This is a genomic window from Streptomyces sp. CB02058 (assembly GCF_001905505.1).
Lineage (GTDB): Bacteria > Actinomycetota > Actinomycetes > Streptomycetales > Streptomycetaceae > Streptomyces.
In genome coordinates this window covers 1,456,474-1,481,525 of the sequence record NZ_LIPG01000003.1, presented here as the reverse complement: position 1 = coordinate 1,481,525, position 25,052 = coordinate 1,456,474, and the positions used below count along the sequence as shown (strand labels likewise).

Below are 25,052 nucleotides of genomic sequence, written 5' to 3'. Positions count from 1 at the left end.
GCGCGCGGCCGGCGCGGCAGGCTTCTCAGCCGCGCAGCAGGTCGTTGCACTCCCGCTGCAGGGCGGTGTCCTGCCACATCGGGTGGTGTGGGGCCGCGTTGGAGCAGACGACCGCGCCCCAGGCTCCCCTGCGGGCGGCCTCGGTGACGGCACGCCGGCACCAGGCCGCGCCGACGGGGCCTTCCTCGAACGTGCCGTGGAGCGGGGTGTATCCGATCCAGCCCTCACCGAAGACGAGCGGGATCTCCCTCATGGCGGCCCAGTCCGCGGCCGCGGCGATCCAGTCGGTGAGCCGTTGCTCCATGGCGAGACGGTGGGTGGCGTAGCGCTCGTACAGCCAGACGTCCCAGGCCCGAGGGTCGCACCAGTCGTGGACGTAGACCTCGCGCGGCCCCACGACGGTGGCCTCGGTGCGCCAGCGGTCGGCCTCGGGCGGTGTCCACTCCTCCAGCGGGGGAGCGTCCGCGCGCAGCAGCTCCCGCCGGGCGCGCTCCTGCGGGAAGGGCCGGGAGGTGTCGCGCAGGGCGAAAGTGTCCAGCAGTTCGTCCAGCACGCCGTACACATAGGGGTGAAAGGCGGCGACGTCCATGCCCTCGGGCAGGGCGTGCAGGGACCCCACGGGCACCTGGGCGTAGTTGACCGTGACGGGCCGGCCGGGGTGGCGTTCATGGAAGCGGGCCAGGCCGCGCTCGAGGCGCGGTGTCAGCGCGGCCACCGTGTCGTCGCCCGTGAGCCCGTCGGTGAGACGGCCGGCCTGCACCTCGTTGTGCAGTTCGGTGAAGGCGACGCGGTCGTCGAGACCGTCGTGCGCGGCCAGGAAGTCGATCAGGTCGGCCAGGGCGCCTGCGAGGGCCTCGGCCCTCTCCTCGGGGTCGATGGCCATGACGGCGTCGAACCAGGCCCGGTCACCGGCGAAGGAGGGGCTCTGCTGATACTCCCAGCTGGAGAGGATGACGTGGACGTCGTGCCGGCGGGCCGCCTCGAACAGAGCCAGCAGATGGGCGCGCGGGTCGGGCAGGGTGGTGGTGGCGCGCACGTCGTACCAGCGGAGGCCCTGGCCGTACCGGCCGCCCAGGGGGCCGAGCGTGAGCGGTCCGCGCGGGCCGCCCGGCCCGAACAGGAGCAGGGGCATGGCGCAGACGCGGATGGTGTTGTAGCCGCGTTCTACGGTCTCGGCGAACGCCCTGTCGAGGTCGGCGAAGGGTTCGCCTGGTCCGGTGCGGGTGTACCAGCTGAAGTCCCACAGACAGATGGCGAGTGTGCCGGGCAGATGGGCGGGAGGCGCGACGGGCATGCGGAGGAGACCCTTTCGGTGCGGGAGGAGGAGGACATGGCCGCCGGTCCCGGTGCGCAGCAGGCTTCGGCGGCTGAGGTCAGGCACGCCCTGCCCCTTCGCTCCTCAGGCTGACACGGGGTACGGCCACCAGCTCGGCCGACTCGACGGCGGCGCGGGTGGCGGCGGCGTCGAACCCGGTGCGCACCGAGGCGTCGACGTGGATCCGGGCGGCGGGGTCGAGGGGCAGGACGCGGATCTCCAGGCCGTGCAGGACGACCGTGTCGGCGAAGCGGCGCAGCCCGATCTCCCAGTCGGGCCCGTACCAGAAGTGGTCGGCGACGAGCTGCCCGTCGAGGTAGGCGCGAGCGGCGTCACCGGTGTACCGGAGCCTCAGCAGCACCTCGCCGTCGCCGTCCAGCGCGACGGCGGGGACGGTGAGGTGGTGGACGGCGGCCTTGTCCCAGTCCTCCTCGCGGGGCGCGGAGGCCCGGTCGTGCGATCCGCCGGTGTGCGCGGGTGCGGCGACGGCCTGCTCCTGCACGGTCTCCAGGACCGGCTGCGGCAGCCCTGGGGCCGGAGCCAGCGGCCAGCGGGTGAAGACGCCGTCCGCCACCGGGGCCCCGGCACCGCTTCCGTCCAGGGAGGCGGGGGCCGGCAGCAGGGCGACCGAGGGGGCGTCGGAGGCGATGTGCAGGCGCAGCCGGTCGCCGTCGGCAAGGACGACGTCGTCACTGAGGACGAGCCGGTCCTGACCGAAGACCTGGACCCGGTTGAGCTGGAGCGACTGCGGGGAGGAGAGCACCAGGACGCGGGCCCGGCCGGAAGGGCCGTCGAGGGTCAGCAGCGCCGAGGTTCCCGGCTCGGTGACGGTGACCAGCGTGGCCCCGTCGGCGCTGTCCACCTGGGCCGGGCCCTGGACCTCCACGTCCGCGGGCAGCGCCAGCGACACCGGGATGCCGTCGCTCGCCGCGAGCACGGTCAGCGGGAGGCCGTCGGCCTCCAGCCGGGTGACCGGCTGGGCACTGGCCCACTCCAGGCGCAGACCGGCACCGAGGTCCAGGCCGATGGGCCAGACGAAGTGGGCGCCGGAGGGGATGCGCACCGGCTCCGGGGGCACGGTGACGGTGCGCCCGCTGGGGAGGGTGACGTCGAACCGGACACCGTCGTGGTCGGGGAGTGTCTCGTGTGGCTGGTGGTTGTTGACGAACAGGAAGCCCTCGTCACCGGCCGAGCGAACGGCCCAGCGCAGCGTGGAGCGGTCGTCCAGCGATTCCGGCTGCCGGTCGGGCAGCTGGAGGGGCATCCGCGCCAGGTCCGCACCGTGGGCGTGCAGGAACAGGTGCTGCCGGCGCAGCGCGTGGAAGGACGGCCGGACCTGTCCGTATTCGCCCAGCGGGGCCTGGAAGTCGTAGGTCACCGTCGGCAGGTCGTTGGGGTAACCGGTGTCGTGGCTCTCCTGGTTGGGTTCCTGGAGATCCACGCGCTGCGAGCACCCGTGGTACAGGTAGTAGCCCTGCCACACGGACCCGCTGCCGAGCTTGGCCAGCGCCAGCGAGGTGATGTCCCTGGCCGGCACGATCGTCCTGCGGTGGTAGGCGATCGCCATGCCGCCCCCCAACTCGCAGGTGGCGTACGGGTAGCGGCGCGGGTCGGGGCCAGTGCCGGTCGGTGCGCTGGACCGCAGGTCGGCGCCGATGGCGTGGTCGTCGCGGATCGGCGTGAAGAAGTAGTGCCGGCGCATCTCGCGGGCCCACCCGTCGTGCGCGTCCTCCCAGAATGCCTCCGGGTAGCCCCCGTACAGCGGCAGGAGGGTGTCGGCCGGGATCTCGGCGGCACCCCAGGCGGTCGCCGTCCAGAGCGGCGCGCGGATGCTGGCGTCCTCCGCCATGCGCCGCAGTGTGACCAAGTGCTGGGGCTGGTCGTACAGCTCGTTCTCCACCTGCACGGCGACGATCGGGCCGCCGTCCTCATGGAAGAGGCCGCGCAGCTGGTCGGCTATGTGCCGGAAGTAGGGCTCGACCAGGGCGAGATACGCGGGATCGTCGGTGCGAGGGGTGCAGTCGGCCTGTGCCAGCCAGTCGGGGAAGCCGCCGTTGCGGCATTCGCCGTGAGACCAGGGCCCGATGCGCACGGCCACGGCCAGGTCGAGCTCCGCGCACAGGGTGACGAAGCGGCGCAGATCCAGGTCGCCGTCGAAGCGGTGCACGCCGCGCTCGTTCTCGTGCTGGTTCCAGAAGAGATAGGTGGCGAGGAAATCGATGCCGCCCGCCTTGATCTTGAGGAGCTCCTCACGCCATTCGGCGGCGGGGTAGCGGCTGAAGTGGAACTCCCCCATGACCGGGATCCACCTGCGGCCGTCACGCGACAGACTCTGGCTGTCGACGGCTATCGGACGGGGGACGGCGGCGGAACTGCCTTGGGGAAGGTGTCCGGCCAAGGGCTCGGAGGGGTCGTGAGCATGCAGAGACAACATGACGTGCGGCTCCTGCGGCGACTCGGTGAAGTGGGTTCATCGTGTGCGCGGCCGGAAAGCCTGTCAAGATGTATTCATAATTAATGGCTTCCGACGCCCGCGCGTCGCCTGTTCTCAGCTGTCTATGAGCTGACCGACCGTCACGGCCTGGTCCATGCCGGGGTGGTGGGATGGGTGTCGGAGCAGGGGCCGCACCACCGACGGGTGCCGCACCATGGGTGAGCTACGCGAAACGGCCGTCATAGGTGAAGCCCCGGCTCGGTGGAGTTCACCGGCCGGGGCATCGCCGCACCCTGGGGCGGTCAGTCCTGCTCGTCGTCCTCGGACTCGCCGCCGACAGCGGGCGGGCCGGGTTCAGCAGGGGCCGTATTGATCCGCAGGCATCCGTCGGCGCCGAACAGTTGGATCAACTGCGACAGATGGGTACGGGCCCCACTGCGGCCGGGGGTCTCTCCCGTGGTCACCCGCGCACCTCCAAGTCCGCCCAGACGATCTTGCCCCAGCGCCGCTCATCCGTGCCCCAGTCGGCGGCCAGTGCCGCCACGAGACGGAGACCGCGCCCGCCCTCCTCGTTGTCGTCCGCTTCGCGCTCCACCGGCCGCGCCCGGGAGAGATCGGCGACGCCGACCCGCACCCGCGCGGCGTCGGGACGGTCGACGACGATTCGGATGGACTCCCGCCGTGCGTGCTGCACAGCGTTGGCCACCAACTCGGACACGATCAACGCCCCGTCCTCGGCCAACTCGTCCAACCCCCAGACCGCGCAGGCAACGCGCACCAAACGCCGGGCGTCGTCGGCGCTCTCGGATTCTCTCGGCAGGGTCTCGCTGTACCCGGGGTAGCCGGTCGGGCGGGCACAGGTTGTAGGTTGCGGCATGTCGGTCTGCTTCCTCAGATCGGCCGAGCCCCGGGGCCGGTCGCACGGCCGCCGGGGCGCTGTCCGCTCATGTAAGCGACATGCCCGGAACGCTGACAGGGGCGCAACGTCCCACTTTCACCACACTATTCGCAGATTCCCAGGAACTCCGCCAACGGCCGCAGGCCCGAGGGGTGATTGGGCAGTGCCCACAGGTCGCGCACGATGGCCACGGCCAAAGTGTGGTGCTGCATCCAGGTCGGCGCCACACGGCGCAGGGATTCCAGGGTCTTCACCGCTCCGGCCGCATCCCCGGTGTCGGTGTGGGCCCGGGCCACGTCCAGCAACAGCCACGTGCGCCACGACGGCGGGGTGTCCTTGCTCAGGCGCATGCCCTTGGCTAGCGCCAGGGCGTCTTCCGGATGCCCGTACTGCACGGCGAGACGGACGCGTTCGATGCGCACGGAGGACGGGCTGAAGACGCTCACCATGCGGTTGTCACTGCCCGCGGGCAGCTTGGAGACGCGGGCAGCTTCCTTCTCCGCTCCTGCCATCAGCTCAGCCGCACGCTCGTAGTCGCCGCTCCGTGCGGCAGAGGTGGCGGCGCTCATGGTCAGTGCACCCCACACCTTCAGCCCGTCGGCTGTGTCTGTGCGCCCTCCGCTCTCGATCGCCTCAGCCGAGCGAAGAGCGATTCCCAGGGCGTCCTCCAGACGGCCTTGCCGCTGGTAGGTCCACGCGACAGAGTTCACGACCATGGGGACCAGGAGCGGATCTGCGGCTTGCTCCGCTGCGCCTATGGCCCGCTCCAGGCTCGTCAGGGCAAGGTCTGTCTTGCCCATACGCACGGCGACGTGTCCGGCGAGCTGGAGCGCCTTGCTCAGGGCTGCAAAGCCGGCGTTGCGGTCGTCACCGTCCCCGGACACAGTGGCGGAACGCGCGTCGGTGATCAGGTCGGGGAGACTCTTCATCACGGAGTCGAATTCAGCTGCGTGATACTGCGACCACCCGTCTGCGATCCGCTCTCGCAGCCGGTCCGGAGAGAAGTCCGGGCCGGTCGGTTCCGGCGGCGGCCCCCACAGCGCGGGCATGACGGCCCGGCGTACGGCGACGAAGCGCGGGCCGTCGCTCTCTCCGCCTGCCGTGACCGCCGGAGGATCACCCAGCAGTGTCGTCAGCTCCACGCCCAAGCCGTCGGCGAGTGCGTGCAGCGTGGGCAGGCGTGCGGAGTGCTTCCGCCGCTGTTCGAGCTGACGGATCACATCGACGGACACACCGGAGCGCTCGGCCAGCTCTTCCTGCGTCAGGGAGGCCAGCCGCCGCAGTCGGCGCAGCGTCTTCCCCAGGTCTTCGTCTGCCACGCTGCCACGGTACGCTGCCGTGCTTCGCAGATGACCGAAGTGCCCGCCGGATCAGCCCTACTTGCGTCTCGGCCCCGTAAAGGGCCCTCAGGTGGTCGCCCGACCTCTTCTGGCGGGCTTCATCCGTCAGCCGGGTGCCGCTTGGAAAGCGCCGAAAGTTGCCGTTGATACAGCGAGAGTCCTCCCTGCCGACCCGGAGGTGTTCCGCATCGACCGCCGGTTTCGCCAAGTGGCACTTCGGCACTGCCGCCGAGCCACCGCAGGCGGAGTCATCCCCTGGCTGCGTCCTTCCTGGCGATCGGTCCGGCCGGCCGCCCGGCCAGTGCCGGCCAGTGGCTGTGGATCGCGGGGCGCTCCGATCCTGGCCCGGGACGAGGCGCGCTCTGCCCCTCTCCTGCGGCTGCGGCGAGTCTCTGCCGTAGGTGTGTGAGGCGGGCGATCTCGGCGTCCAGGACCGCCAGACGATCGGCGACCACGTCGCTGAACTCGCCAGGGCGGCCGGCACAGGAAGCCGACGGCCCCTTCCGGACGAGCACGTCCAGGCGGTGGGCGCGGCGACGGATGTCTTCCAGGGTGAGGCCCAGATTCAGGAGGGTGCGGATGACTTTCACGCGGGCCACCGCGGTGGAGTCGTACTCACGTTGACCGGACGTGGAGCGGGGTGGGGGTGGCAGCAGGCCACGCGCCTCGTACAGGCGCAGGGCACGTGGTGTGGTTCCGGCTGCCGCCGCTGCCTCGCCGATTCGCATGGCCACTCCGTCCCGTCCTACAACTCCACGACGGACGCCCCGAAGGAGCGCCCGGCGATCAGTTCGGGCAACGCGCCTGGGGCGCGCTCCATTCCGCGGACCGGGGTGTACGGGAAACGGATCTCGCCCGCCCGCAGCCAGGCTCCGAAGCGGGCCTCCCACTCCGCCTCGACATCCGGGTGGTCCACGCCGCTGTAGCCGGCGATCGTGATGCCCCGGGTCAGCAACCGGTAGCTGTCGAGCACGGTCGGCGCGCTCCCGCCCGCCCGGTCCGGGGACAGCTGACCGGCCAAGGCGCCGACGAGGGCGAACCGGGCGCCCCGGTTCGCCGCATGCACGGCAGCCGTCAGCTGTTCGCCGCCCACGGTGTCCAGGACGACGTCGATGCCGTCCGGTGCCGCCTCGGCAAGCCGGCCGGCGAGCGAGGTCGCGCCGCGCAGCACGACGGCGTCGTAGCCGAGTTCCTTCTCCAGGCGCTCGGCCTTGTCCGGTGAGCCGGTGCTCCCGACGACCCGGGCAGCACCCAGCAGCCGTGCGATCTGGCCCGCCATGGTGCCCACAGCACCCGCGGCTCCGGTGACGAACACGGTATCGCCCTCCCGGACCTCCGCCAGCCGGGTCAGCGCACCGTACGCCGCTGAGCCCTGGGCGAGATGAGCCACCGGGCTGGGCAGGATGCCGTCCAGCAGCCGGTACTCGGCAGCGGCAGGCGTCGCGTACTCCCGCCAGCCCTGAAGGTGCAGGACCTGCCGCCCCTTCAGCGCTCCATCGACCACCTCGCCGATCGCGGGCCCGAACAAGGTGTCGCCGGGGTTGATCGGCGGCAGCGGAACGTCACGCGTCTCGCGCCCGATGAGGGTACGCAGACCGGGAAAGACGAGGAATTGGGTGTTGCGCACCAGCACTTGGCCGGCCTGGGGCAGGGGAACAGGCGCCTCCACCAAGGAGAAGTCGTCCGCGGTCGGCAGTCCGTCCCTGCGGCGAACCAGGCGTACAAGACGATGAGTTGCGTTCATGGCTGGACGTTAGACCTTGACCCACGGGTCAAGGGCAAGGCTCAGCATCAGGGGATACGGGACATGGCCGGCACGGCACGCCGTGTGCCATGGTTGCGGGTATGGAATGGCAGTCCGAGAGCCCGGAACTCCGGGCGTTTCTCGAGTCCCTGCACCGCGGCGACATCTTGTCCGGCACCGTCGTGGCGATCGAACGGTTCGGGGTCTTCGTGGCCCTGGACGACGGGCCTGCACACCCCACCCTGCCCGGTGTCGGGTTCCTCGGTGTCCCCGAACTGTCCTGGCGGCGCTTCGATGATCCCTCCGATGTCGTTCAGGTAGGGCAGCGTGTCTCGTGCCAGTTCCTCGGGTCCGACACCCACAACGCTGAGGCCAGACTGTCCTTGAAGGCGTTGGAGCCCGATCCCCTCCACGCCTTCGCCGAGCGCACGGTGGTGGGCCAGGAATTCTGCGGGACGGTTGCGAAGGTGGTGCCCATCGGCATCTTCGTCGACCTCGGAGACGGGATCCTCGGACTGGTCCCCTTCAGAGAGATCGACGGCCGCCCTGCGGCGATCCCGGCAGAGGACTTCGAGGCCGGAGACCAGATCGCCGTCGTCGTCACGGAGATCGAGCTGCCGAAGCGCCGGGTGTTCCTCGCCAGGCCGGAGAACAGCCGGTACGCGGATGCCGTACTCCCCACGTGACCGCCACCCTGCCCGAATCGTCGACGTGCGCAACGGCCATACGGCAGCGGCTGTGAAAATCGCTGTCCGATCACCGGAGCACGGTGATAGACATCCGCCGTGCAGAAGAATCTTGAGTTTCCCGACCTGTTGCGACTGATCGATGAACGGTCGACCGCCTTCCGCGCTGTGGTCGCCGCCGCGCCCCGTCTCGACGCGCAGGTGCCGACCTGCCCCGGGTGGACGCTGTTCGATCTGGTGAAGCACCTGGGCGGGGGAGACTGCTTCTGGGCCGCCATCGTCGACGCGGGGACCGCCGACGCGCCCCCGGCCGAGGCCGTCGCCGCGCGCGCCGCGCTGGAAGTGCCGACGGAGCGTGAGGCCCTGCTGGCCTGGCTGGAGGCGTCGACGCGGCTTCTGCTGGACGCTCTGCGCGCGGCGGGACCGGAGAGCGGCTGCTGGACCTGGTGGCCCGCGTCGCAGTCACCGCAGACCGCGGGCGGCACCGCCCGGCACCGGGTCCAGGAGACCGCGGTGCACACCTACGACGCCCAACTCGCTGTGGGTGCCCCGCAGCCGCTGCCGGTCGACCTGGCACTCGACGGTGTGGAGGAGTTCCTTTTCACCGTCTGCGGAACGCCGAGTGCCTGGCCGCACAAGGCCACGGCCTTCGACTTCCACGCCGCCGAGGGCCTCTCCTGGCGCCTCACCGTCGACGGCGACGGCGCACGCACCACCCGCATCCCCGCGCCCGACGCCGCGACCGGTGAGGACTCGGACGCAGCCGGCGCCTCCGTCCACGGCACGGCCAGTGAGCTGGTCCTCTACCTGTACGACCGCATCCAGGCCCACTCCTTGCACGTTGACGGAGACACAGGGCTGCTCGACCTGCTCCGCGCCTGGGAGCCGGAGGAGAAGTAGGACGTGGCGTGGGCGGTTGGCCGTACCTCGAGCCGGTACGGTCCGGCCGGTGGCTCCGGGATGCGTGATCACATCGGCAGGCGTGCGCATCGCAGACCTCCATACGACAGCCGCGGTCGGCGAGCCGAGGCCGGATCTCATGACCACGCGTGTCATGGTCCACCGGGCCACCTGAAACCAGCAGGCCGCACAACCGTCGCCAGGGGCAGGCGGGGCCGCACGGTTCGCATGGCCGAGGCCGCCCCCTCGTCGCCGGCGCATGCGAGCCGTCACCACGACCACGGATGCCGCCACACCTTGATCATTCGCGTATGCCTCACGTCGGGCCGCTGTCCAGGCATCGTCCCCGACTGTCGGGGAGCTCATTCCAAGGGTGCGATGTCCCGGATCTGAAGTTGGTGCTTGGGTGAGTCGAGGGTGGTGTCGTTCCAGGACGGGCCGCCTCACGGCCGATGTCAGAGTTTGTCGCTGAGTACCGCATTGTCAGTGGCGGCTCCAACCCTGCTTCGGGAACATTGAAGATCTTGAGTGGCAGACAGACTCCTACGGAGAAGTCAATCCACAGGTTGTGTTGTGGACTCCCTTTTGGAACGCGGGCATCTGGAGTTGGTGGTGCAGGATGCCGGCGAGCGTGAGGACTGATTCTGCCGAGCGGCGCGGTGCGCCACTTGCGGGTGGCAGGGGAGTTTGAGCGGGCCTGGGAGGGGTCATACGTCCGTTTGCGGAAACCGGCTGACTGCCTGCCGTGACGGTGGGCGCCGCAATCCTGCTCCGGAGGGGACGGGTCGAAGAAGCCCTGGTGCTAGGTGTATTGACCCGCAGGGTTGTTCACTCGGCCGATCGGGGGCTGGCCTCCGAGTGCGGTGTGGCAGCGGTGGTGGTTGTAGGTGTGGAGGAAGTCTGCGAGGGCCGCTGTCCGATCGTCGGGCTGTTCGGACGTTCCAGGCGTCACAAGGACGGCACCGAGCTTCACGTCGTCCATGTTGAGGACAAGCGGGGTTCGGTGGCCCCAGCGGAAGTAGCCGCGCTTCACCGCTGGTGGACGCTTGGGGCGTATCGGCTCCAGGTCCCGCATGCGGCCGACAGGGCGTTACCGGGCGGGCTCGGTCACGCGAATCAGGGTTTGCTGCCCGTTGGCGACCAGCTTGCGCGCACCACCGCCCTGGACACCGTAGACCTCCAGCTGGCAGACGGTCAGGGTGCGTCCGGACTTGAGCACGGTGCCGACCGCTTCCAGGTGGTCGCCGGCGGCCGGCGCGAGAAGGTTGATCTTGTACTCGACGGTGAGGACGTCGGAGTCCTCGTCGAGCAGGGTGAGCGCGGCGTAGCCGCCGGCGCTGTCCGCGATGGCGCTGGTGGCACCGGCGTGGACGTAACCGCGCTGCTGGGTCACCTCAAGGCGAACCGGCAGCACGATGTGGGCGCGGCCGCGGCCGATGTGGGTGAGGCGCGCGCCGAGGTGGGTCATTAGGCCCTGCCGTTCGAAGCTGTCCCGGATCCGCTTCTGTACCGTGGGGCTCGCCTTTTCCTGGGTCTGCTCTGTCATGTCGGTGCTCCTTCGTCTTCGTGCCGGGTGGGTGTGAAAGGGATCCTCAGCCGGTCAGGCGTTCCATCAGCAGGACGGCGCCGATGGCTATCATCATGGCGCCGCTGACGCGGGTGACGGCCCGGGCTGCCGCGGGCCGGGTGCTCAGTACCGTGCGGGCCAGGACGCCGACGGTGAGGTAGACGACCGCGCACGCGGTCAGGTGCACGGTGCTGAGCAGCCCGGTCTGCGCGGCGACCGGCCAGCTCGTGGCCGGGTCAAGGACGCCGGACCTCCATCTGGTCCCCGACTGGTCCCCAAGAACGACTCAGGGCCGGTTTCGGATTACTCCGAAACCGGCCCTGATCTGCGACTGTCTCCAGTCGGGACGACAGGATTTGAACCTGCGACCCCTTGACCCCCAGTCAAGTGCGCTACCAAGCTGCGCCACGTCCCGATGCGTTTCCTCCCGGTGTTCCCGGGTGGCCGCGCAGGACAAACATTACCTCACTCCGAGGACCGGATCGACGCCCCCACCTGCTGGGCGCGCGTCGCCAGGCCCTCGGCGCCGCAGGCGGTGGCCAGCTTCATGGCTCGGGCGAGCTCACGTCGGGAGCGGATGGCCTGGCCGTACTCGAAGCGGGCCAGGGCGTGCTCGTAGGCGGACGGGGATGCCTCCAGGTGGCGTACGGCCTCGGCCCTCAGGTGGTTGGCCTCCTCCTCGTCGGGCGCGAAGAGGGCGACGCAGCGCAGGGCCTCACCGATGGCCGTGTTCGTGCCGAGGCGTTCCGCGTGGACGCGGGCCCGGGCGGCCAGCTGGGCGGCACGGACCGGGTCGGTGTCGGCCAGGGCGCGGGCCAGGTCGCCCGCCCAGGGTGCCCAGATGTTGTTGAACCGGCCGCGAGGTTCCAGTGCGGCTCCCGCCGACTCCAGCTCGGCCACGGCCTCCTCGGTGCGGCCCTCGGCCAGGAGCAGCCGTCCCCGTACGCACGGGGCGTCCGGCAGGACCATGGCGGTGGGGTACGGCGGGCCGAAGGAGTAGCGGTCGGCGACCAGCCGGGCCTCCGCCGTCCTGCCCCGGGAGAGCAGGGTGTCCACGAGCAGGCAGGTGGCGTCCCAGTGGATGGGCAGGCCGCTGCCCGCGCGGTCGGCGAGGCGCAGCCCCTCGCGCAGGAAGCCTTCGGCCTCGGCGAGCCGGCCCCGCCTGCGATGGACGAGCCCCAGGAGGGTGTGGGCGAACGCGAGGTGCGCGCCGCTCCAGCCGGAGATCTCGAAGGCGCGTACGGCCTCGCTGAAGAGGGCTTCGGCACGGTCGAGGCGGTCGGTGAAGGCGTAGGTGATGCCGACCATGGCGGGGAGTTCGAAGCCCCATTCGGAGTCGGTCCAGCCGAGCCCGCGGGCGGGGCGCCCGTCCACGAGGGCGCGTTCGCAGAAGTCCGCGACGAGTTGTGCGTCCTCGCCGCGCAGCATCGCGTCGAACGCGCGGAGGGTGAGCATGGCGCGCTCGGCGTTGTCGCGGCCCTTGAGGTGGTCGGCGTTGCGGGCGAGCCGGGCCGAACGGCCGGGACCGTCGTCCTCGGACTCCTGCATGCCCTCCCAGAGGAAGTGCGCGGCCTGCAGTCGCATCAGCCCGGGGCCGGGTGGCGTGCGGGACGCCTCGGCCGCCAGCGAGAGCGCCGGCGTCCTTGAGCTGGTTGTTGTGGGACAGGGCGGAGGCGAGCCGGAAGGTGGCGTCGATCCGCAGCGCCTCGTCGAGTCCCGGTGTGTCCAGTGCGGCGCGCAGGTGCTGCACCGTGGTGGCGGGCGAGGAGAGCAGCGTGGCGCAGCCCAGTTCGTACAGGAGCTCCGCCCGGTCGTGCGGACGCGGCGGCTCCTCCAGGGCCCTTTCGAGGCAACGCCTGGCGGCTTCCGGGGCGCCGACCGCGAGGTGCTGGCGGGCCGCCTCGCGGAGCTGCGCGACCAGCTCCTGGTCGTCGTCCGGGTGGACCTCGAGCAGATGGCGGGAGGCCGCCGCCGCACCGAGTCCCGCCTGGGTGATGGCCCAGGCCGCCCGTCCGTGCATGGCGGTGCGGGTCGCCGGCGGGATGGAGCGGTAGACGGCGCTCGCGATGAGCGGGTGGACGAACTCCAGCGGGTCGAATCCGCTGACGATACGGGCGTCACGCAGCCGCGCCGTGCAGTCGGCGGCCTCCGCCGAGCTCATCCCGGCCAGGGTCGCGGCGAGTTCCTGGGAGATCTCGGTGCCGAGCACGGCCGCCGCCCACGCGAAGCGGTTGGCGTTCGTGCCCAGGCGTTCGAGGCGGGCGACGAGACCGCTGCCGCGTGCCGACGCGCCGAGCTCACGGAGCAGTCCCGCGGATTCCTCGACCGGGGCGAGTTCGCGGTCCTGTGCCTTGGCGACGAGTTCGACCGCCTCGTACGGGTTGCCGCCGGTGACGGCCCAGACCTCGCGGCAGAAGGGGTCGTCGGCGTGGTCGCCCAGCCCCGCGCGGACCAGCTCGGCCGTGGCGTCGGGCGTGAGGGCGCGCAGGGCCACCCTGATCAGGGCGGGGTGGCCCTTGTCGGCACCGCCGCCCGGGGTGCGGGCCATGGCCCAGTCGGCGTTCCGGTCGGCGAACTCCTGCGGGCGGTGGGCCTGGACGATCAGGACGGGCAGCTCGGAGAGCCGCGCGGTGAACCCGGAGAGCCAGGCCAGGGACTCGCCGTCCGCCCAGTGAGCGTCGTCAACTATGAGGAGGAGCGGCCTGTGGCTGAGGCGGGAGGCGAGCCGTGCCACGACGAAGTCGAGGCCGTCCCTGACACCTTGCGGGTCGGCCTGCGGGCCGCTGGGCTCGGCGAGGCCCAGAGCGGGCGCGGTGACCTCGAACCAGTCGCCGAACAGGGCGCGGGTCTCGTCGGCGGGGAACCGGTCCAGCGCGGGCTGGAGGAGCTGGCGTACGACGTGGAACGGTACCGAGGTCACGGTCTCGCCGCCGCGCGCCGACCAGACGGTGCAGCGGTCGGCCGCCATCGCGTGGATCTCCGAGAGCAGGGCGGTCTTTCCGATGCCCGCTTCGCCGCTGAAGACGAGCAGCCCGCCGGCTGCTTGTCCGCCGCAGAGTCCGTCCACCGCCTGTGCGGCGGCGGCGAGTTCCGGTTCGCGCTCGTACAACGGCCGGGACGGCTTCATGCCCTCCCCTTCCCAGGGTGTGTGCGGAGGGTTCCGAGCCTAGTCGTGCGCGGGTGCCCACGGACAGGGTTCACCACGTTCCCCGCAGGTGCGAGGCACAATCGGAGGGTGGACGAATCTCGTAGGGACCGCGACGAGGAAGGGCGGGCGCGCAATGCGCGCCCCCGTGACGGGCTCGGGCGCCCCCTGCCGTACGGGACTCCGGGGGTGGAGCGCCAGCCCGAGGGTGTGGTGCGCTCCCCCGGCGAGACCGTGCGGGAGGCACAGCGGCTGCTGGACGCGGGGATGCCCTTCCACGCGCACGAGGTCCTGGAGGACGCCTGGAAATCGGGGCCGGACGCGGAGCGCGAGCTGTGGCGGGGTCTCGCACAGATGGCGGTGGGGCTGACCCATGCCGCCCGGGGCAACGCGGCAGGCGGGGCACGGCTGTTGAGGAGGGGAGCCTCGGCTGTCGAGGGGTTCGGCGGTACGGATCCGCACGGGATCGGCGTGAGCGGACTGATCGGCTGGGCGCGGGAGTTGGCAGGGCGCGTGGACGCCTTCGAACAGAAGGAAACGGGTTCGGGGCACGGGGGTACGTCCGTCGTGGACGCCACGACGGAGGCCCCTTGGCTGCTGCGTGGGGACCGGCCCAGGAAGTAGGCACGTGCGTGCGATAGGTTTTGCTCCTTCCTGACAGCGTGTTGATCACGCCTGTCACAGCACGTTCCCTTTTCCGAACCACTCGCTCAGGAGACGGACGCCCCGATGACCGACATCATCAACGGCCTCGGCCGTGCCACCGCATACGGGGCCCTCGGCGTCGTACTGCTCGTTCTCGGCATATTTCTGATCGACGCCCTGACACCGGGCAAGCTCGGCCGCCAGATATGGGAGGAGCGCAACCGCAACGCGGCGCTGCTCCTGAGCTCGGCCCTGCTGGGCATCGGCGGCATCGTGTTCACGTCGATCTGGACGACGTACGAGGACTTCGGCAAGGGACTCGCCTCGACGGCCGCGTTCGGGCTGCTCGGCCTGATCATGATGGCCGTCGCCTTCCTCGTCGTGGACCTGGTCACGCCCGGGAAGCTCGGAGCCACGCTCGTCGAGCGGGAGCCGCACCCGGCGGTCTGGGTGACGGCCTCCTGCAATCTGGCGGTCTCCGCCATCGTGTCCGCGTCGATCGCCTGATCGCGCCGGCCGATCCCGCGGTCCGGCGAACAACACCGTGCGCAGCCATTACGATCCGGCGTCATGAGCACTTCTGACCAGGACCAGGACACACGGCGGGACACCCGGCCGGACGCGCGGCAGGACCCTCGGGACGAGAACCAGGACACCCGGCCGGACGCCGGGCAGGCTCCTCAGCAGGACACCGGACGGGACACGCCGGACGGAGCACCGGACGAGGCACAGGAGAACGCGCCGGAGGAACCGGCGCGGGCCCCAGGCGCCGACGAGGTCTCCGGGCCCGCCGCGCCGGACGCGAGACTCACACCACGTCAGGCGCGGCGGCTCCGTATCGTCCTCTCCTCGGTGGGCATGGCGGCCATGGCCGTCGTCCTCGCCCTCCGGATAGCCAGCCGCTCCTCCGTACTCGTCGTCGGCGTCTACGGCCTCGCGCTCATCCTCTGCGGCGTGGTGATCGAGCTCAGCAGGAACGGCCGGACCAGGCTCGGCAGCTGGCTGCTGGGCATCGGTCTGGTGGCCGCGATCGGCGCCGACTGGCTGCTCATCCCCTGAACCGAGTCCGGCTCGCGCAGGTCACAGCGCGGTGATCCGCACGGACGCCCCGCCGGGGTCCACCTGGTCGAGCCAGCCCGCCGACAGATGGAACGGCCTGCCGGGAACCGCGGGCAACAGCAGCCTGCGGCGGTGGAGTTCGCGCTTGTCCTGGGTGACGACGAGCAGTGGCCGGGACAGCCGTCGCGCGGTGCGCAGCACGAACCGGTCCCCCTGCGGTCGCGCGCCGTCAGGTCCCGTCACGTTGGGGGCGATCCACCGCAGCGGCGCGTCCACGAGCAGGGGCCGTCTGCTTCCGGCCGGCTCGCCCGTACCTGCCAGGTGGTGCAGCACGGGCACCGCCACGGCCCGGCCCTCCTGGGCCGCGGCTCCCGCACGCTCAACGGCGTGCAGCAGATTCCCGGCCGCGAAGACACCCGGCCGCGACGTACGGTACGCGGCGTCGTACGCGGGTCCCCGGGTGCCGGGATCCAGCTCGATCCCGCCGCGTCTGGCGAGCTCGTGGTCGGGGATGAAGTCCCCGGTCAGGACCACGGTGTCGCAGCGCAGTGTGGTGGTACGTCCGTCCTCGTGGCGCAGTGCCACCCCGGACAGCCGGGACCTGCCGGTGAGGCCGGTGACCGTGGCCCCCGTGAGCAGGGGCACCCGGAGGCTCCGGGCGCGGACCGGGCGGGACGGCTGGTCGGTGACGACGGCGACGATCTCCACCCCGGCGGCGAGCAGGGTGGCGACGGCGGCGCGGCCGACGGGCTCGTCACCGACGACGACGGCCCTGGTGCCGATCCGCTGTCCGTACAGATGCACCGCCTGCTGGAGTTCGCCCGTGGTGTAGACGCCGGGCGGCCGGGTCCCGGGGATCAGCCGGGCGCTGCGCGGCCGTTCCCGCGCTCCCGTGGCCAGGACGACGGCCCGGGCGGTGATGCGTTCGAGCCCGCCGGGTCCGGTGGTCTCCACGGTGCGCGGACCCGCCCAGCCGGTGACGGTGACTCCGGTGCGCAGGGCGGCTCCCGCGCGGACGGCCGCCTCGGCACTCCGCACGGCGTACGCGGGTCCGCTCAGCCCTCCCGGGATGTAGTCCGGTTCGCCCACCGCCAACCGGCGGTACGCGGATGTGCCGGCCGTCGCCCACGCGTAGGCCGACCGGTCGAGGCGTCCGCCGAAGCCACCGTGGTGGCAGTGGCGGGGCACCCCGCCCGGTTCCTGCTCGCGTTCCAGGATCTCCACGCGGCCCGCGCCCGCCGCGGCGAGTTCGGCTCCGGCCGACAGGCCGGCCGGGCCCGCCCCGACGATCAGGACGTCGACCTCCCGTGCGGTCACGGTCATGGTCGCGCCTCCTCGAAGAGGGCGCGGACGGCCGCGCCGCAGTAGAAGCCCTGGCACCGGCCGCCCCGGGCACGGGTACGGCGCCGCAGGCCGTCGGGCGAGTGCGGCGGGACGGTCGCGGACAGGGCGTCCCTGATCTCCCCCAGGGTGACCTGCTCGCAGTGGCACACGAGGGTGCCGTAGGCCGGGTCCTCGGCGATCAGCTCCGCCCTGCGGTAGGGCCGGGGAAACGCCTCGCCGATGTTGGGCATCGTGAGCGGCGGGAGCGGGCGCGGGCCGTCGGTCTCCAGACCGGTGGCGGCGAGCAGTCCGGTCACGTGCCGGGCGATCGCCATGGACGCGGTGAGTCCGGTGGAACGGATGCCGCCCACGGCGACGTAACGCAGTTCCGGGTACTCCTGGATGCGGTAGTCCTCCTGCCCGGTGGCCGCGCGCAGGCCCGCGTAGACCGCGGTGACCTCCTCGTCGAGGAGGCGGGGCACGATCCGGCGGCCCTTCTCCCGCAGCAGACCGAGACCGTCGGCCGTGGAGCCGGTGTCGGTCTTGTCGTCGAGCTCCTCCGCGGTGGGGCCGAGGAGGACGTTGCCGAACACGGTCGGCGCCACGAGGACGCCCTTGCCGCCGGGGCCGGGGACCGGCAGGAGGATGTGGCCGACGAGGTCGCGTGCGAGCTTGTCGAAGACGATGAGCTGGCCCCGGCGCGGGGTCACGGTGAAGACCTCGTGGCCGAGGAGACGGTCGATCTCGTCGGCGTACAGCCCGGCGGCGTTGACCAGGTTTCGGGTGCGCAACGGTCCGCGCGAGGTGGTGAGGAGATGGCCGTCGCCGTCGCGGGTGATGTCCTCCACCCGGCAGTTCAGATGGAGATGGACCCCCGCCCGGACGGCCTGGGTGGCGAAGGCGAGCGGGGTGGTCCAGGGGCAGATGATGCTCTCGTCGGGGACTTCGAGCGCGCCGAGCGCGCCGGGCCCCAGGTTGGGTTCCTTCGCGCGCAGTTCGTCGGCGCCGATGAGGCGGGCCGCGTCGTAGCCGTTGCGTTCCGCCTTGTCGAGGAGCCGGGGCAGGGCGGCGAGCTGCTCCTCGTCCCAGGCGACGAGGAGGGCGCCGACCCGCTCGACGGGGATGCCGGTCTCGGCCGCGTACGCGGTGAGGAGGTCCTTCCCCTCGCGTACGAGGCGGGCCTCCAGCGAACCGGGGACGGCGTCGAAACCGGTGTGCAGGATCGCCGTGTTGGCCTTGGACGTGGCGTTGCCGATGTCGTCGGACGCCTCGACCAGGGCGGTCCGCAGCTCGTACCGGGCCAGTTCGCGGGCGATGGCCGCGCCGACGACGCCCGCGCCGACGACCGTGACGTCGTACGCCGTCTCGTGGCCGTCGTCCGGCTGCGGCGGGCCCGCCGTGGTGACGGTGACGGTCATGCGCGCTCCAGGAGAAGGTCAACGGCGGCACGGAAGCCCGCGAGGCGCTCGGCCGCCTCGTCCGCGCCGATCCGTGGTTCGTGGACGGCGGAGGGCTGCCATCGTGGGACGGCCTGTCGTACCGGAAGCGTCGGGTCGAGACCGAGCCGGGCCATCGCGCCTGCTCCCAGCGCGGTCGCATCGGGCAGCGCGGAGACCTCGACGGGCCGTTGCAGCAGATCGGCCTGGGTCTGCATGAGCAGGGCGGAGCGGGTCAGGCCGCCGTCGACCCGGAGCGCGGTCAGCGGTGCGCCCAGCTCGGCCGTGACGGCGTCGGCGAGGGCGACGACCTGCGCCGCGATGCCCTCGCACAGGGCGCGGACCAGATGGCCCGCGGTGGTGTCGAGCCCGAGGCCGGTCACGGAGCCGCGCAGGTCGCTGCGCCACCAGGGTGCGGCGAGACCGGCGAGCGCGGGTACGAAGGTGACACCGCCCGTGCCGGGGACCGTGGCGCCGACCGGGTCCAGGTCGGCGGCTCCGGAGATCACCCCGAGGTCGGTGAGCCAGCGCACGGCGGACGCGGCCGTGTAGACCTGTCCGTCCAGGCAGTAGTCGGTCCGCCCGCCGAGCCGCCAGGCGACACAGCTGACCAGGCCGCTGGAGCCGGCGCTCGGCCGGCTGCCGGTCTGGGCGAGCAGGAACGCCCCGGTTCCGTACGTGCACTTGGCGTTGCCGGGGTCCAGCGCGTTCTGTGCCAGGAGTGCGGCCTGCTGGTCGACGACGAGGCCGGTCAGGGGGATCTCGCCGCCGAATGCCGTGGTGGTGCCGACGGGGCCCGCGCAGTCGACGACGGTGGGCAGCCGTTCGCCGGACAGGCCGAAGATCTCCAGGGCGGCGGGCGACCAGCCGACGTCGTGGAGTCCGAGCAGCTGGGTGCGTCCCGCGGTGGCGGCGTCGGTGACGAACGCGCCCGTCAGCCGGTGCACCAGCCAGGAGTCGCTGGTCGTCACGACGCCTTCGCGGGTCAGCTCGCGGCGTATCCACGCCATCTTGGGCGCGGCGAAGTACGGATCGAGCGGCAGCCCGGTGAGGCGCCTCAACTCGTTCGCGTGCGGGGCCAGTTCCTCGCACACGCCTGAGGCGCGCCGGTCCTGCCAGACGACGGCGGGGGTGAGCGGCCGGCCGGTCGCGGGGTCCCAGGCCAGCACGGTCTCGCCCTGGTTGGCGAGGCCCACCGCGCTCACGGGTTCGCCCGCCTCCGCCACCGCCCGCCGGCCCGCGTCGACGACCGACCCGAGCAGCTCGGCGGGATCGGTCTCCACGAGGCCGCCTTCGCCGTAGCGCGGGCGCACGGGTGCCGCGGCGGAACCGATCACACCGCGCTCGGGGCAGATCACCAGCGCTTTGGTTCCGGACGTCCCCTGGTCGAGGGCGAGTACCGGTCCGGTCAATCGACACTCCAGCCGTGCGGGCCGCCACTGCCGGGCGGAATCGTGATCATCTGGTCCAGCGGACCACAGTCGTGCAGTCCACGCCCTGCGTCAACCCTCGCCAGGTCATCCGGCCGAGGAGCCACCGGACCGATCAATGTCCTTCACAGGTAACGCAGTTGAGTAAGATCCGCAAAACCGCGAGGGGCGGGTGCGGGGCCCCCTAAACTCACCGCGCGAACACAACCGGACGATCAACAGCAGCAGTTCACAACTGAACAACTCAACCCCCCACGTTCTGAGGATTCATGACGAGAAGAATCTGCGCCGCGCCGTCGTGCCCGGCGCACCGCCCCGCCCTCTCCGCTCGTCCAGGGCCGGGGCGCTCACATGGCTCCCGGTGATTTCCGGCCGGTCTACCATCCCGCCGGACACGACCACGCGTTACGTGTGGCGTTGCAGGATCTGAGGACCGGCCGCTGGCTCGCGATGCGGAACCTGCTGCAGGACACACCGGACTGGTCGCTGTGGACCCAGCGCACCCAGGTCCTCGCGGCCGTGGCGGCGGGCTCGGACACCGTGCAGGCCTGGCAGGCGGAGGAGCCGCGGAGTGCGGCCGCCGCCGTGATGCACGCCCGGGTGTCGGTGGAGCGTGCGGTGCGCGCCCACCGTGAGAGGCACCCGCGCGCGCAGGAGTTGTGGAACTCCGCGTGGGAGGGGTGCCGTGCCGCGGCCTACGCCTCGCCCGAGGACCCGGTGCCCTGGGTCTGCCTGCTGGCGCTCTCACAGCTCGACGAGGGGCAGCGCCTCGAGGAGCACCGGCTGCTTCCGCCCGGCCCGATGCTGTTCCCGGGGCCTTGGGGCCTGCTGGCGGAGGCGGACAAGCGCGACCCGTTCAACCGCGAGGCCTACCACCGGATGCTCCAGTTCGTCTACGCGAGGCAGACGGGCGGCACACTCTCCGAGGCGGTCAACTTCGTCCAGTGGGCCGCCTCTGCGGCACCCGGCGGCTCACCGCTCCATGTGCTCCCCCTGTACGTGAGGGTGGAGCGCTACCGGCGCGGAGGCGGCAACGAGCGTGCGCTCGACCTGCACTGGGTCACCGAGGACGGGGAGCGCGACGCCCGGCGCGCCCTGCACATCTGGTTCGACGCGGCGGATCCGGCCACGCTGTCCCTGCTCGACCTCAACCATCTGGCGCACGCGCTCTGGGGCTCGCTCCGGTTCGCCGACGCGGCGCCGGTGTTCCGGGCGATGGGTCCGTACTACACCTCGGTCCCCTGGTCCTACCGCACGCGCACCCCGCAGGATCCGGCCGGCGCCGAGGACGTGTTCCTGCGGGCCCGCGGCCGCTGTCTGGGCTCCGAGCGCGAGCCTGGAACGGGCCCGCACGGCTGACCGGCCGCCGCCCGCCGCGTACTTCCTCCGTCCCCCCGTCCCCCCACCTGGAGGTCAACTCCGTGTCCATATCCGCCTCGACCCCGTCGAGCACAGAACCCGCGCCGCAGAAGGACGAGGAGCAGCGGCTGCGCGAACTCGGCTATCAGCCGGTGCTGGCACGCCGCATGGGCGGCTTCGGGAACTTCGCGATCAGTTTCTCCGTCATCTCCATCCTCTCCGGCTGCATGACGCTGTACGGCTTCGGCATGTCGACGGGCGGCCCGTCCGTCATGCTCTGGGGCTGGGCGGGCGTCGGCCTGTTCGTGCTCTGCGTCGGCATGGCCCTGGCGGAGGTCACCAGCGCGTATCCGACGTCGGGCGCCCTGTACTACATGGCCGACCGGCTCGGCGGGCGCAAGTGGGGCTGGTACACCGGGTGGCTGAACCTGCTCGGGCTGCTGGGAGCGATCGCAGGGATCGACTACGGCGCCGCGTTGTTCACGGGCGCGCTGCTCAATCTGCAGTGGGGTTTCGATCCGACGCCCGGCTCCACCATGGTGATCTTCCTCTGCATCCTGCTGCTGCACGCCGTGCTGAACCTGTTCGGGGTGCGTCTGGTCAGTGTGCTCAACTCGATCAGCGTCTGGTGGCATCTGGCCGGTGTGGCCGTCATCGTGACGGTGCTGGCGGTCGTCCCCTCGAACCACCAGTCGCCGTCGTTCGTCTTCACCGAGTTCGTCAATGACACCGGCTGGGAGAACCCGATCTACGTGGCGGCGATCGGGCTGCTGCTGGCGCAGTACACGTTCTGCGGTTACGACGCCTCCGCCCATCTGTCCGAGGAGACCTCCAATGCCTCGGTGACCGCGGCCAAGGGCATCGTCCGGGCGATCTGGGTCTCCTGGATCGCCGGTTTCGTCCTGCTGGCCGGGCTGACCTTCGCCATCCAGGACTACGCGGGCACCCAGGACAGTGCCACCGGGGTGCCGCCGGCGCAGATCCTGATCGACGCGCTGGGCACGTCGGGCGCCACCGCCATGCTGCTGATCGTCATCGCGGCACAGCTGTTCTGCGGCAACGCCGAGGTCGCGGCGGCGAGCCGGATGGTCTTCGCGTTCAGCCGTGACAACGCCCTGCCGGGCTCCGCCCTGTGGCGCAGGGTGAGCGCGCGCACCCAGACGCCGGTGCCCGCCGTATGGCTGTCGGTCTGTGTCGCCGCGCTGCTGGCCGTGCCCTCGCTGTACTCCGCGACCGCGTACGGGGCGGTGACCGCGATCAACGTCATCGGGATCACTCCGGCGTACGCCATTCCGATCTACCTCAAGCTGCGCGCCGGTGACCGCTTCCAGCGCGGCCCCTGGCATCTGGGCCGCTGGTCGAAGCCGATCGGCTGGATCGCGGTGACGTGGGTCGCGATCGTGACCGTGATCTTCCTGCTCCCCCAGTCCTCTCCGGTGACCATCGACTCGATGAACTACGCGTCGATCGCCCTGGTCGTGGTGCTGGCGCTGGCCACGGTCTGGTGGTTCGTCGCACGCCGCACGTACAGCACCCCGGCCGCGTACGGGAACGCCCGCGAGCAGGCCGAGATCGCCGAGGGCATCGTCTGAGGAAGGCCGGTACCCGGCCCTACACAAGCGGGGCCCGTCCCCGGCCCGACGAGGACGGAGCCCCACCCCCGGGCGGCCTTCAGATCAACAGCAGTTGGAGGCCGCCCAGCACGGTGGCGCCGATCACGATCCGGTCGAAGATCTTCTGGTTGATCCGCCCGACGCAGGCACGGCCGATCCAGGCGCCCGGAACGACGAACAGCACCAGGGCGGCGTCCAGCAGCAACGACTGTGCGTCGATGAGGCCGAGCCCGACGCTGAAAGGCACCTTCGAGGTGTTGACGATCAGGAAGAACCACGCCGAGGTCCCCAGGAAGCCCAGCTTCCGGAAGCCCGCCGACAGCAGGTAGAGCGACATCACGGGGCCGCCCGCATTGGCGACCATGGTGGTGAATCCGCCCAGCACCCCGTACGAACGCGCCTTGATCCGCCCTCCGCGCGTGGACGTGTCCGTGCCGTCCTCCTCCGGTGGCGGGTGGGAGCCGGTGCGTCTGCGCCAGACGGTGACGCCCGCCATGAAGAGCAGGATCGCGCCGATCGAGGTGCGTACGGCGTCGTCGCCGGCCCACATCATGAAGAACGTGCCCGCCACCACGCCCACCGCAACGGCGGGGAAGAGCCGCAGCAGGGTCGGCCAGTGCGCGTGGCGGCGGTAGACCAGCACGGCGAGGATGTCGCCCGCGATCAGGATCGGGAGCAGCACTCCGGTGGATTCGCGGGCCGGGAGGACGGCCGCGAAGACCGCGAGGCTGATCGTATTGGCACCGCTGACCGCCGTCTTGGAGAAGCCGACGAGGGTGGATGCCGCCGCGAGTGCGGCCAGTTGCCAGAGTGTGATGGTGTCCATGCCGGATCAGATGGTAGACACATCTTCCTTTCGGCGGATCATCGTTCCGTCCCCGGACCCGCCGGAAGGCGTTCCGCTGGCTATGCTGCGATCGCTCATGAAAACGTTCAAACGAACACGGCACAGCGGTAGGCAAGGGGGCCAGCATGCGGGAGCCGGTTGAGCAGAGGCGCAAGCGCATCCTTTCGGTGGTGCACGCGCGCGGCGCCGTCAAGGTGAGCTCGCTCGCCGATGAACTGGACGTGTCGCCGGTCACGCTCCGGCGGGACGTCGAGGAGCTGGCCAGGGCGGGGATGCTGCGGCGCGGCCACGGGACGGTGCGTCCGATGGGCGGCATCGAGCGCCCGGCAGCGGTGCCGGTGCCCCGGAGCGGTGGACCCGCACCGGAGGGCGGGGCGATCGCCTTGGTGGTCCCGGAGCGCCATTCCTATCTGTACGAGACCCTGCACGGCGCCCGGACGGCCCTGGAGGAGGCGGGCGAGCGCATCACGCTGCGCATCGCGCCGCAGATGGCCAGCGCCGAACGGCCGCAGGTGGAACGAGCCCTGGCCGACGGGGTGCGCGGGCTGCTGATCGCGCCCCGGTGGCGCAGTGCCGCCGGCGAGGAGGCGGACTACGGCTGGCTCTCCGAGGTGGGGGTGCCGACCGTGCTGATGGAGCGGCGGGCCCGGCGCGGCAGCGCGCTGCACGCCGTGGACTCGGTGTGCTCGGACCACTGGTACGGCATCCATCTGGCCGTGGACCACCTGGTCTCGCTCGGCCACCGGAGGATCGTGCTGGCCGCCAGGAACGACAGCCCGACCGCACGCGCCATCCGGGCGGCGTTCGCCGACATCGCGGCGGCGCGGCCCGAGGTGGAGGACTGGGCGGTGGTGCTCAGTTCACCGACCGCGGGCCCCGGGGAGCCCGGCAGCCGCGAGGAGGCGCCGGACCTCGCGGCACTGCTGCGCGAGCGGGGTTCCACGGGCGCGGTCCTGCACGGCGACGAGGACGCCCTGATGCTGGTCCAGAAGCTCGCGGAGAACGGGCTCCGGGTGCCCCGGGACTGCTCGGTGGTGGCCTACGACGACGTCGTCGCGGCCCTGGGCAGCACCTCGCTCACCGCGGTGGCCCCGCCGAGGGGCGAGATCGGCAGGGCTGCGGCCGAACTGCTGCTGCACCGGCTGGCGCACCCGGCGGGCGCGACCGGTCCGGTGCGCCGGATGGAGCTGTTGCCCGGCCTCGAAGTGCGGGGGTCGACCCGTGCGTTGCCCGGCACGGCGGACGCGGCGGACGCCCCCTCGACAATCTGATCGATTGAACACTTCAATCTTCTTTTGATCGATCTATTGA

The 25,052-nt window shown here is 71.5% G+C and carries 20 protein-coding genes, 1 tRNA gene and 2 pseudogenes; 8 read left to right on the top strand and 15 right to left on the bottom strand.

What is annotated here, in order from left to right; genetic code table 11:
• Positions 1 to 25: 25 nt before the first annotated feature.
• The 7 genes from AMK10_RS19940 to AMK10_RS19915 all read right to left on the bottom strand — a co-directional run bounded on the left by AMK10_RS19940 (position 26) and on the right by AMK10_RS19915 (position 7,731).
• Entirely contained in the window at positions 26 to 1,294 is a 1,269-nt protein-coding gene (locus AMK10_RS19940; protein ID WP_073749362.1) for a cellulase-like family protein, read from the bottom strand.
• 79 nt (positions 1,295 to 1,373) lie between these two features.
• Complete coding sequence (locus AMK10_RS19935; RefSeq protein WP_073749146.1) at positions 1,374 to 3,749, bottom strand: beta-galactosidase; 2,376 nt, start codon at positions 3,747 to 3,749, stop codon at positions 1,374 to 1,376.
• Between the two features lie 302 nt (positions 3,750 to 4,051).
• A complete protein-coding gene (locus AMK10_RS37450; protein ID WP_158070885.1) occupies positions 4,052 to 4,213 on the bottom strand; it encodes a hypothetical protein in 162 nt (53 codons plus the stop codon).
• On the bottom strand, positions 4,210 to 4,626 hold the full coding sequence (locus AMK10_RS19930) for an ATP-binding protein (RefSeq protein WP_073749145.1): 417 nt from the start codon (positions 4,624 to 4,626) through the stop codon (positions 4,210 to 4,212). Before AMK10_RS19930 ends, AMK10_RS37450 begins: the two co-directional genes overlap by 4 nt.
• 125 nt (positions 4,627 to 4,751) lie before the next feature.
• On the bottom strand, positions 4,752 to 5,966 hold the full coding sequence (locus AMK10_RS19925) for a helix-turn-helix domain-containing protein (RefSeq protein ID WP_073749144.1): 1,215 nt from the start codon (positions 5,964 to 5,966) through the stop codon (positions 4,752 to 4,754).
• Positions 5,967 to 6,235: 269 nt separating this feature from the next.
• Complete coding sequence (locus tag AMK10_RS19920; RefSeq protein ID WP_073749143.1) at positions 6,236 to 6,715, bottom strand: MerR family transcriptional regulator; 480 nt, start codon at positions 6,713 to 6,715, stop codon at positions 6,236 to 6,238.
• Between the two features lie 17 nt (positions 6,716 to 6,732).
• A complete protein-coding gene (locus AMK10_RS19915; protein ID WP_073749142.1) occupies positions 6,733 to 7,731 on the bottom strand; it encodes an MDR family NADP-dependent oxidoreductase in 999 nt (332 codons plus the stop codon).
• Positions 7,732 to 7,832: 101 nt separating this feature from the next.
• On the opposite strand from AMK10_RS19915, the gene AMK10_RS19910 reads away from it, so the two are divergent.
• A complete protein-coding gene (locus tag AMK10_RS19910; RefSeq protein WP_073749141.1) occupies positions 7,833 to 8,417 on the top strand; it encodes a S1 RNA-binding domain-containing protein in 585 nt (194 codons plus the stop codon).
• Between the two features lie 99 nt (positions 8,418 to 8,516).
• Positions 8,517 to 9,317 carry a maleylpyruvate isomerase family mycothiol-dependent enzyme gene (locus AMK10_RS19905; protein WP_073749140.1) on the top strand — a complete coding sequence of 267 codons (801 nt, stop codon included), beginning with the start codon at positions 8,517 to 8,519 and terminating at the stop codon, positions 9,315 to 9,317.
• Positions 9,318 to 10,407: 1,090 nt separating this feature from the next.
• Here AMK10_RS19905 and AMK10_RS19895 read toward each other — a convergent pair.
• From AMK10_RS19895 to AMK10_RS19880, 4 genes and pseudogenes are all read right to left on the bottom strand, one after another.
• Positions 10,408 to 10,863 carry a PaaI family thioesterase gene (locus tag AMK10_RS19895; protein WP_073749139.1) on the bottom strand — a complete coding sequence of 152 codons (456 nt, stop codon included), beginning with the start codon at positions 10,861 to 10,863 and terminating at the stop codon, positions 10,408 to 10,410.
• A 46-nt stretch (positions 10,864 to 10,909) separates the two neighbouring features.
• Positions 10,910 to 11,113, bottom strand: a pseudogene (locus AMK10_RS19890) (LysE family translocator); the annotation flags it as partial.
• A 112-nt stretch (positions 11,114 to 11,225) separates the two neighbouring features.
• Positions 11,226 to 11,299: transfer RNA gene (locus tag AMK10_RS19885), tRNA-Pro, on the bottom strand.
• 50 nt (positions 11,300 to 11,349) lie between these two features.
• Positions 11,350 to 14,011: pseudogene (locus tag AMK10_RS19880) on the bottom strand (ATP-binding protein).
• Positions 14,012 to 14,119: 108 nt separating this feature from the next.
• On the opposite strand from AMK10_RS19880, the gene AMK10_RS19875 reads away from it, so the two are divergent.
• The 3 genes from AMK10_RS19875 to AMK10_RS19865 all read left to right on the top strand — a co-directional run bounded on the left by AMK10_RS19875 (position 14,120) and on the right by AMK10_RS19865 (position 15,733).
• Entirely contained in the window at positions 14,120 to 14,653 is a 534-nt protein-coding gene (locus tag AMK10_RS19875; RefSeq protein ID WP_073749138.1) for a DUF309 domain-containing protein, read from the top strand.
• 105 nt (positions 14,654 to 14,758) lie between these two features.
• Positions 14,759 to 15,181 (top strand): DUF350 domain-containing protein, encoded by a 423-nt coding sequence (locus tag AMK10_RS19870; protein ID WP_073749137.1) that lies wholly within the window; start codon positions 14,759 to 14,761, stop codon positions 15,179 to 15,181.
• 63 nt (positions 15,182 to 15,244) lie between these two features.
• Positions 15,245 to 15,733: a hypothetical protein gene (locus tag AMK10_RS19865; protein WP_073749136.1), complete on the top strand. Its 489-nt coding sequence runs from the start codon at positions 15,245 to 15,247 to the stop codon at positions 15,731 to 15,733.
• Between the two features lie 21 nt (positions 15,734 to 15,754).
• Here the strand turns inward: AMK10_RS19865 and AMK10_RS19860 are convergent, their stop codons facing one another.
• The 3 genes from AMK10_RS19860 to AMK10_RS19850 are packed head-to-tail and all read right to left on the bottom strand — an operon-like array spanning position 15,755 to position 19,904.
• Positions 15,755 to 17,056 carry an NAD(P)/FAD-dependent oxidoreductase gene (locus AMK10_RS19860; protein ID WP_073749135.1) on the bottom strand — a complete coding sequence of 434 codons (1,302 nt, stop codon included), beginning with the start codon at positions 17,054 to 17,056 and terminating at the stop codon, positions 15,755 to 15,757.
• Positions 17,053 to 18,474, bottom strand: a complete 1,422-nt coding sequence (locus AMK10_RS19855; RefSeq protein WP_073749134.1) for an FAD-dependent oxidoreductase — start codon at positions 18,472 to 18,474, stop codon at positions 17,053 to 17,055. Before AMK10_RS19855 ends, AMK10_RS19860 begins: the two co-directional genes overlap by 4 nt.
• Positions 18,471 to 19,904 (bottom strand): FGGY family carbohydrate kinase, encoded by a 1,434-nt coding sequence (locus tag AMK10_RS19850; protein ID WP_073749133.1) that lies wholly within the window; start codon positions 19,902 to 19,904, stop codon positions 18,471 to 18,473. Before AMK10_RS19850 ends, AMK10_RS19855 begins: the two co-directional genes overlap by 4 nt.
• 369 nt (positions 19,905 to 20,273) lie before the next feature.
• On the opposite strand from AMK10_RS19850, the gene AMK10_RS19845 reads away from it, so the two are divergent.
• Both AMK10_RS19845 and AMK10_RS19840 read left to right on the top strand, forming a co-directional pair.
• The gene (locus tag AMK10_RS19845) at positions 20,274 to 21,281 is read left to right on the top strand and encodes a hypothetical protein (protein WP_073749132.1); all 1,008 of its coding nucleotides are present in this window, start codon (positions 20,274 to 20,276) and stop codon (positions 21,279 to 21,281) included.
• 62 nt (positions 21,282 to 21,343) lie between these two features.
• The gene (locus AMK10_RS19840; protein ID WP_073749131.1) at positions 21,344 to 22,873 is read left to right on the top strand and encodes an amino acid permease; all 1,530 of its coding nucleotides are present in this window, start codon (positions 21,344 to 21,346) and stop codon (positions 22,871 to 22,873) included.
• A gap of 79 nt (positions 22,874 to 22,952) precedes the next feature.
• Here the strand turns inward: AMK10_RS19840 and AMK10_RS19835 are convergent, their stop codons facing one another.
• On the bottom strand, positions 22,953 to 23,720 hold the full coding sequence (locus tag AMK10_RS19835) for a sulfite exporter TauE/SafE family protein (RefSeq protein ID WP_073749130.1): 768 nt from the start codon (positions 23,718 to 23,720) through the stop codon (positions 22,953 to 22,955).
• A gap of 146 nt (positions 23,721 to 23,866) precedes the next feature.
• Here AMK10_RS19835 and AMK10_RS19830 point away from each other — a divergent pair, with 146 nt between their 5' ends.
• On the top strand, positions 23,867 to 25,012 hold the full coding sequence (locus AMK10_RS19830; protein WP_073749129.1) for a substrate-binding domain-containing protein: 1,146 nt from the start codon (positions 23,867 to 23,869) through the stop codon (positions 25,010 to 25,012).
• Positions 25,013 to 25,052: the final 40 nt, after the last annotated feature.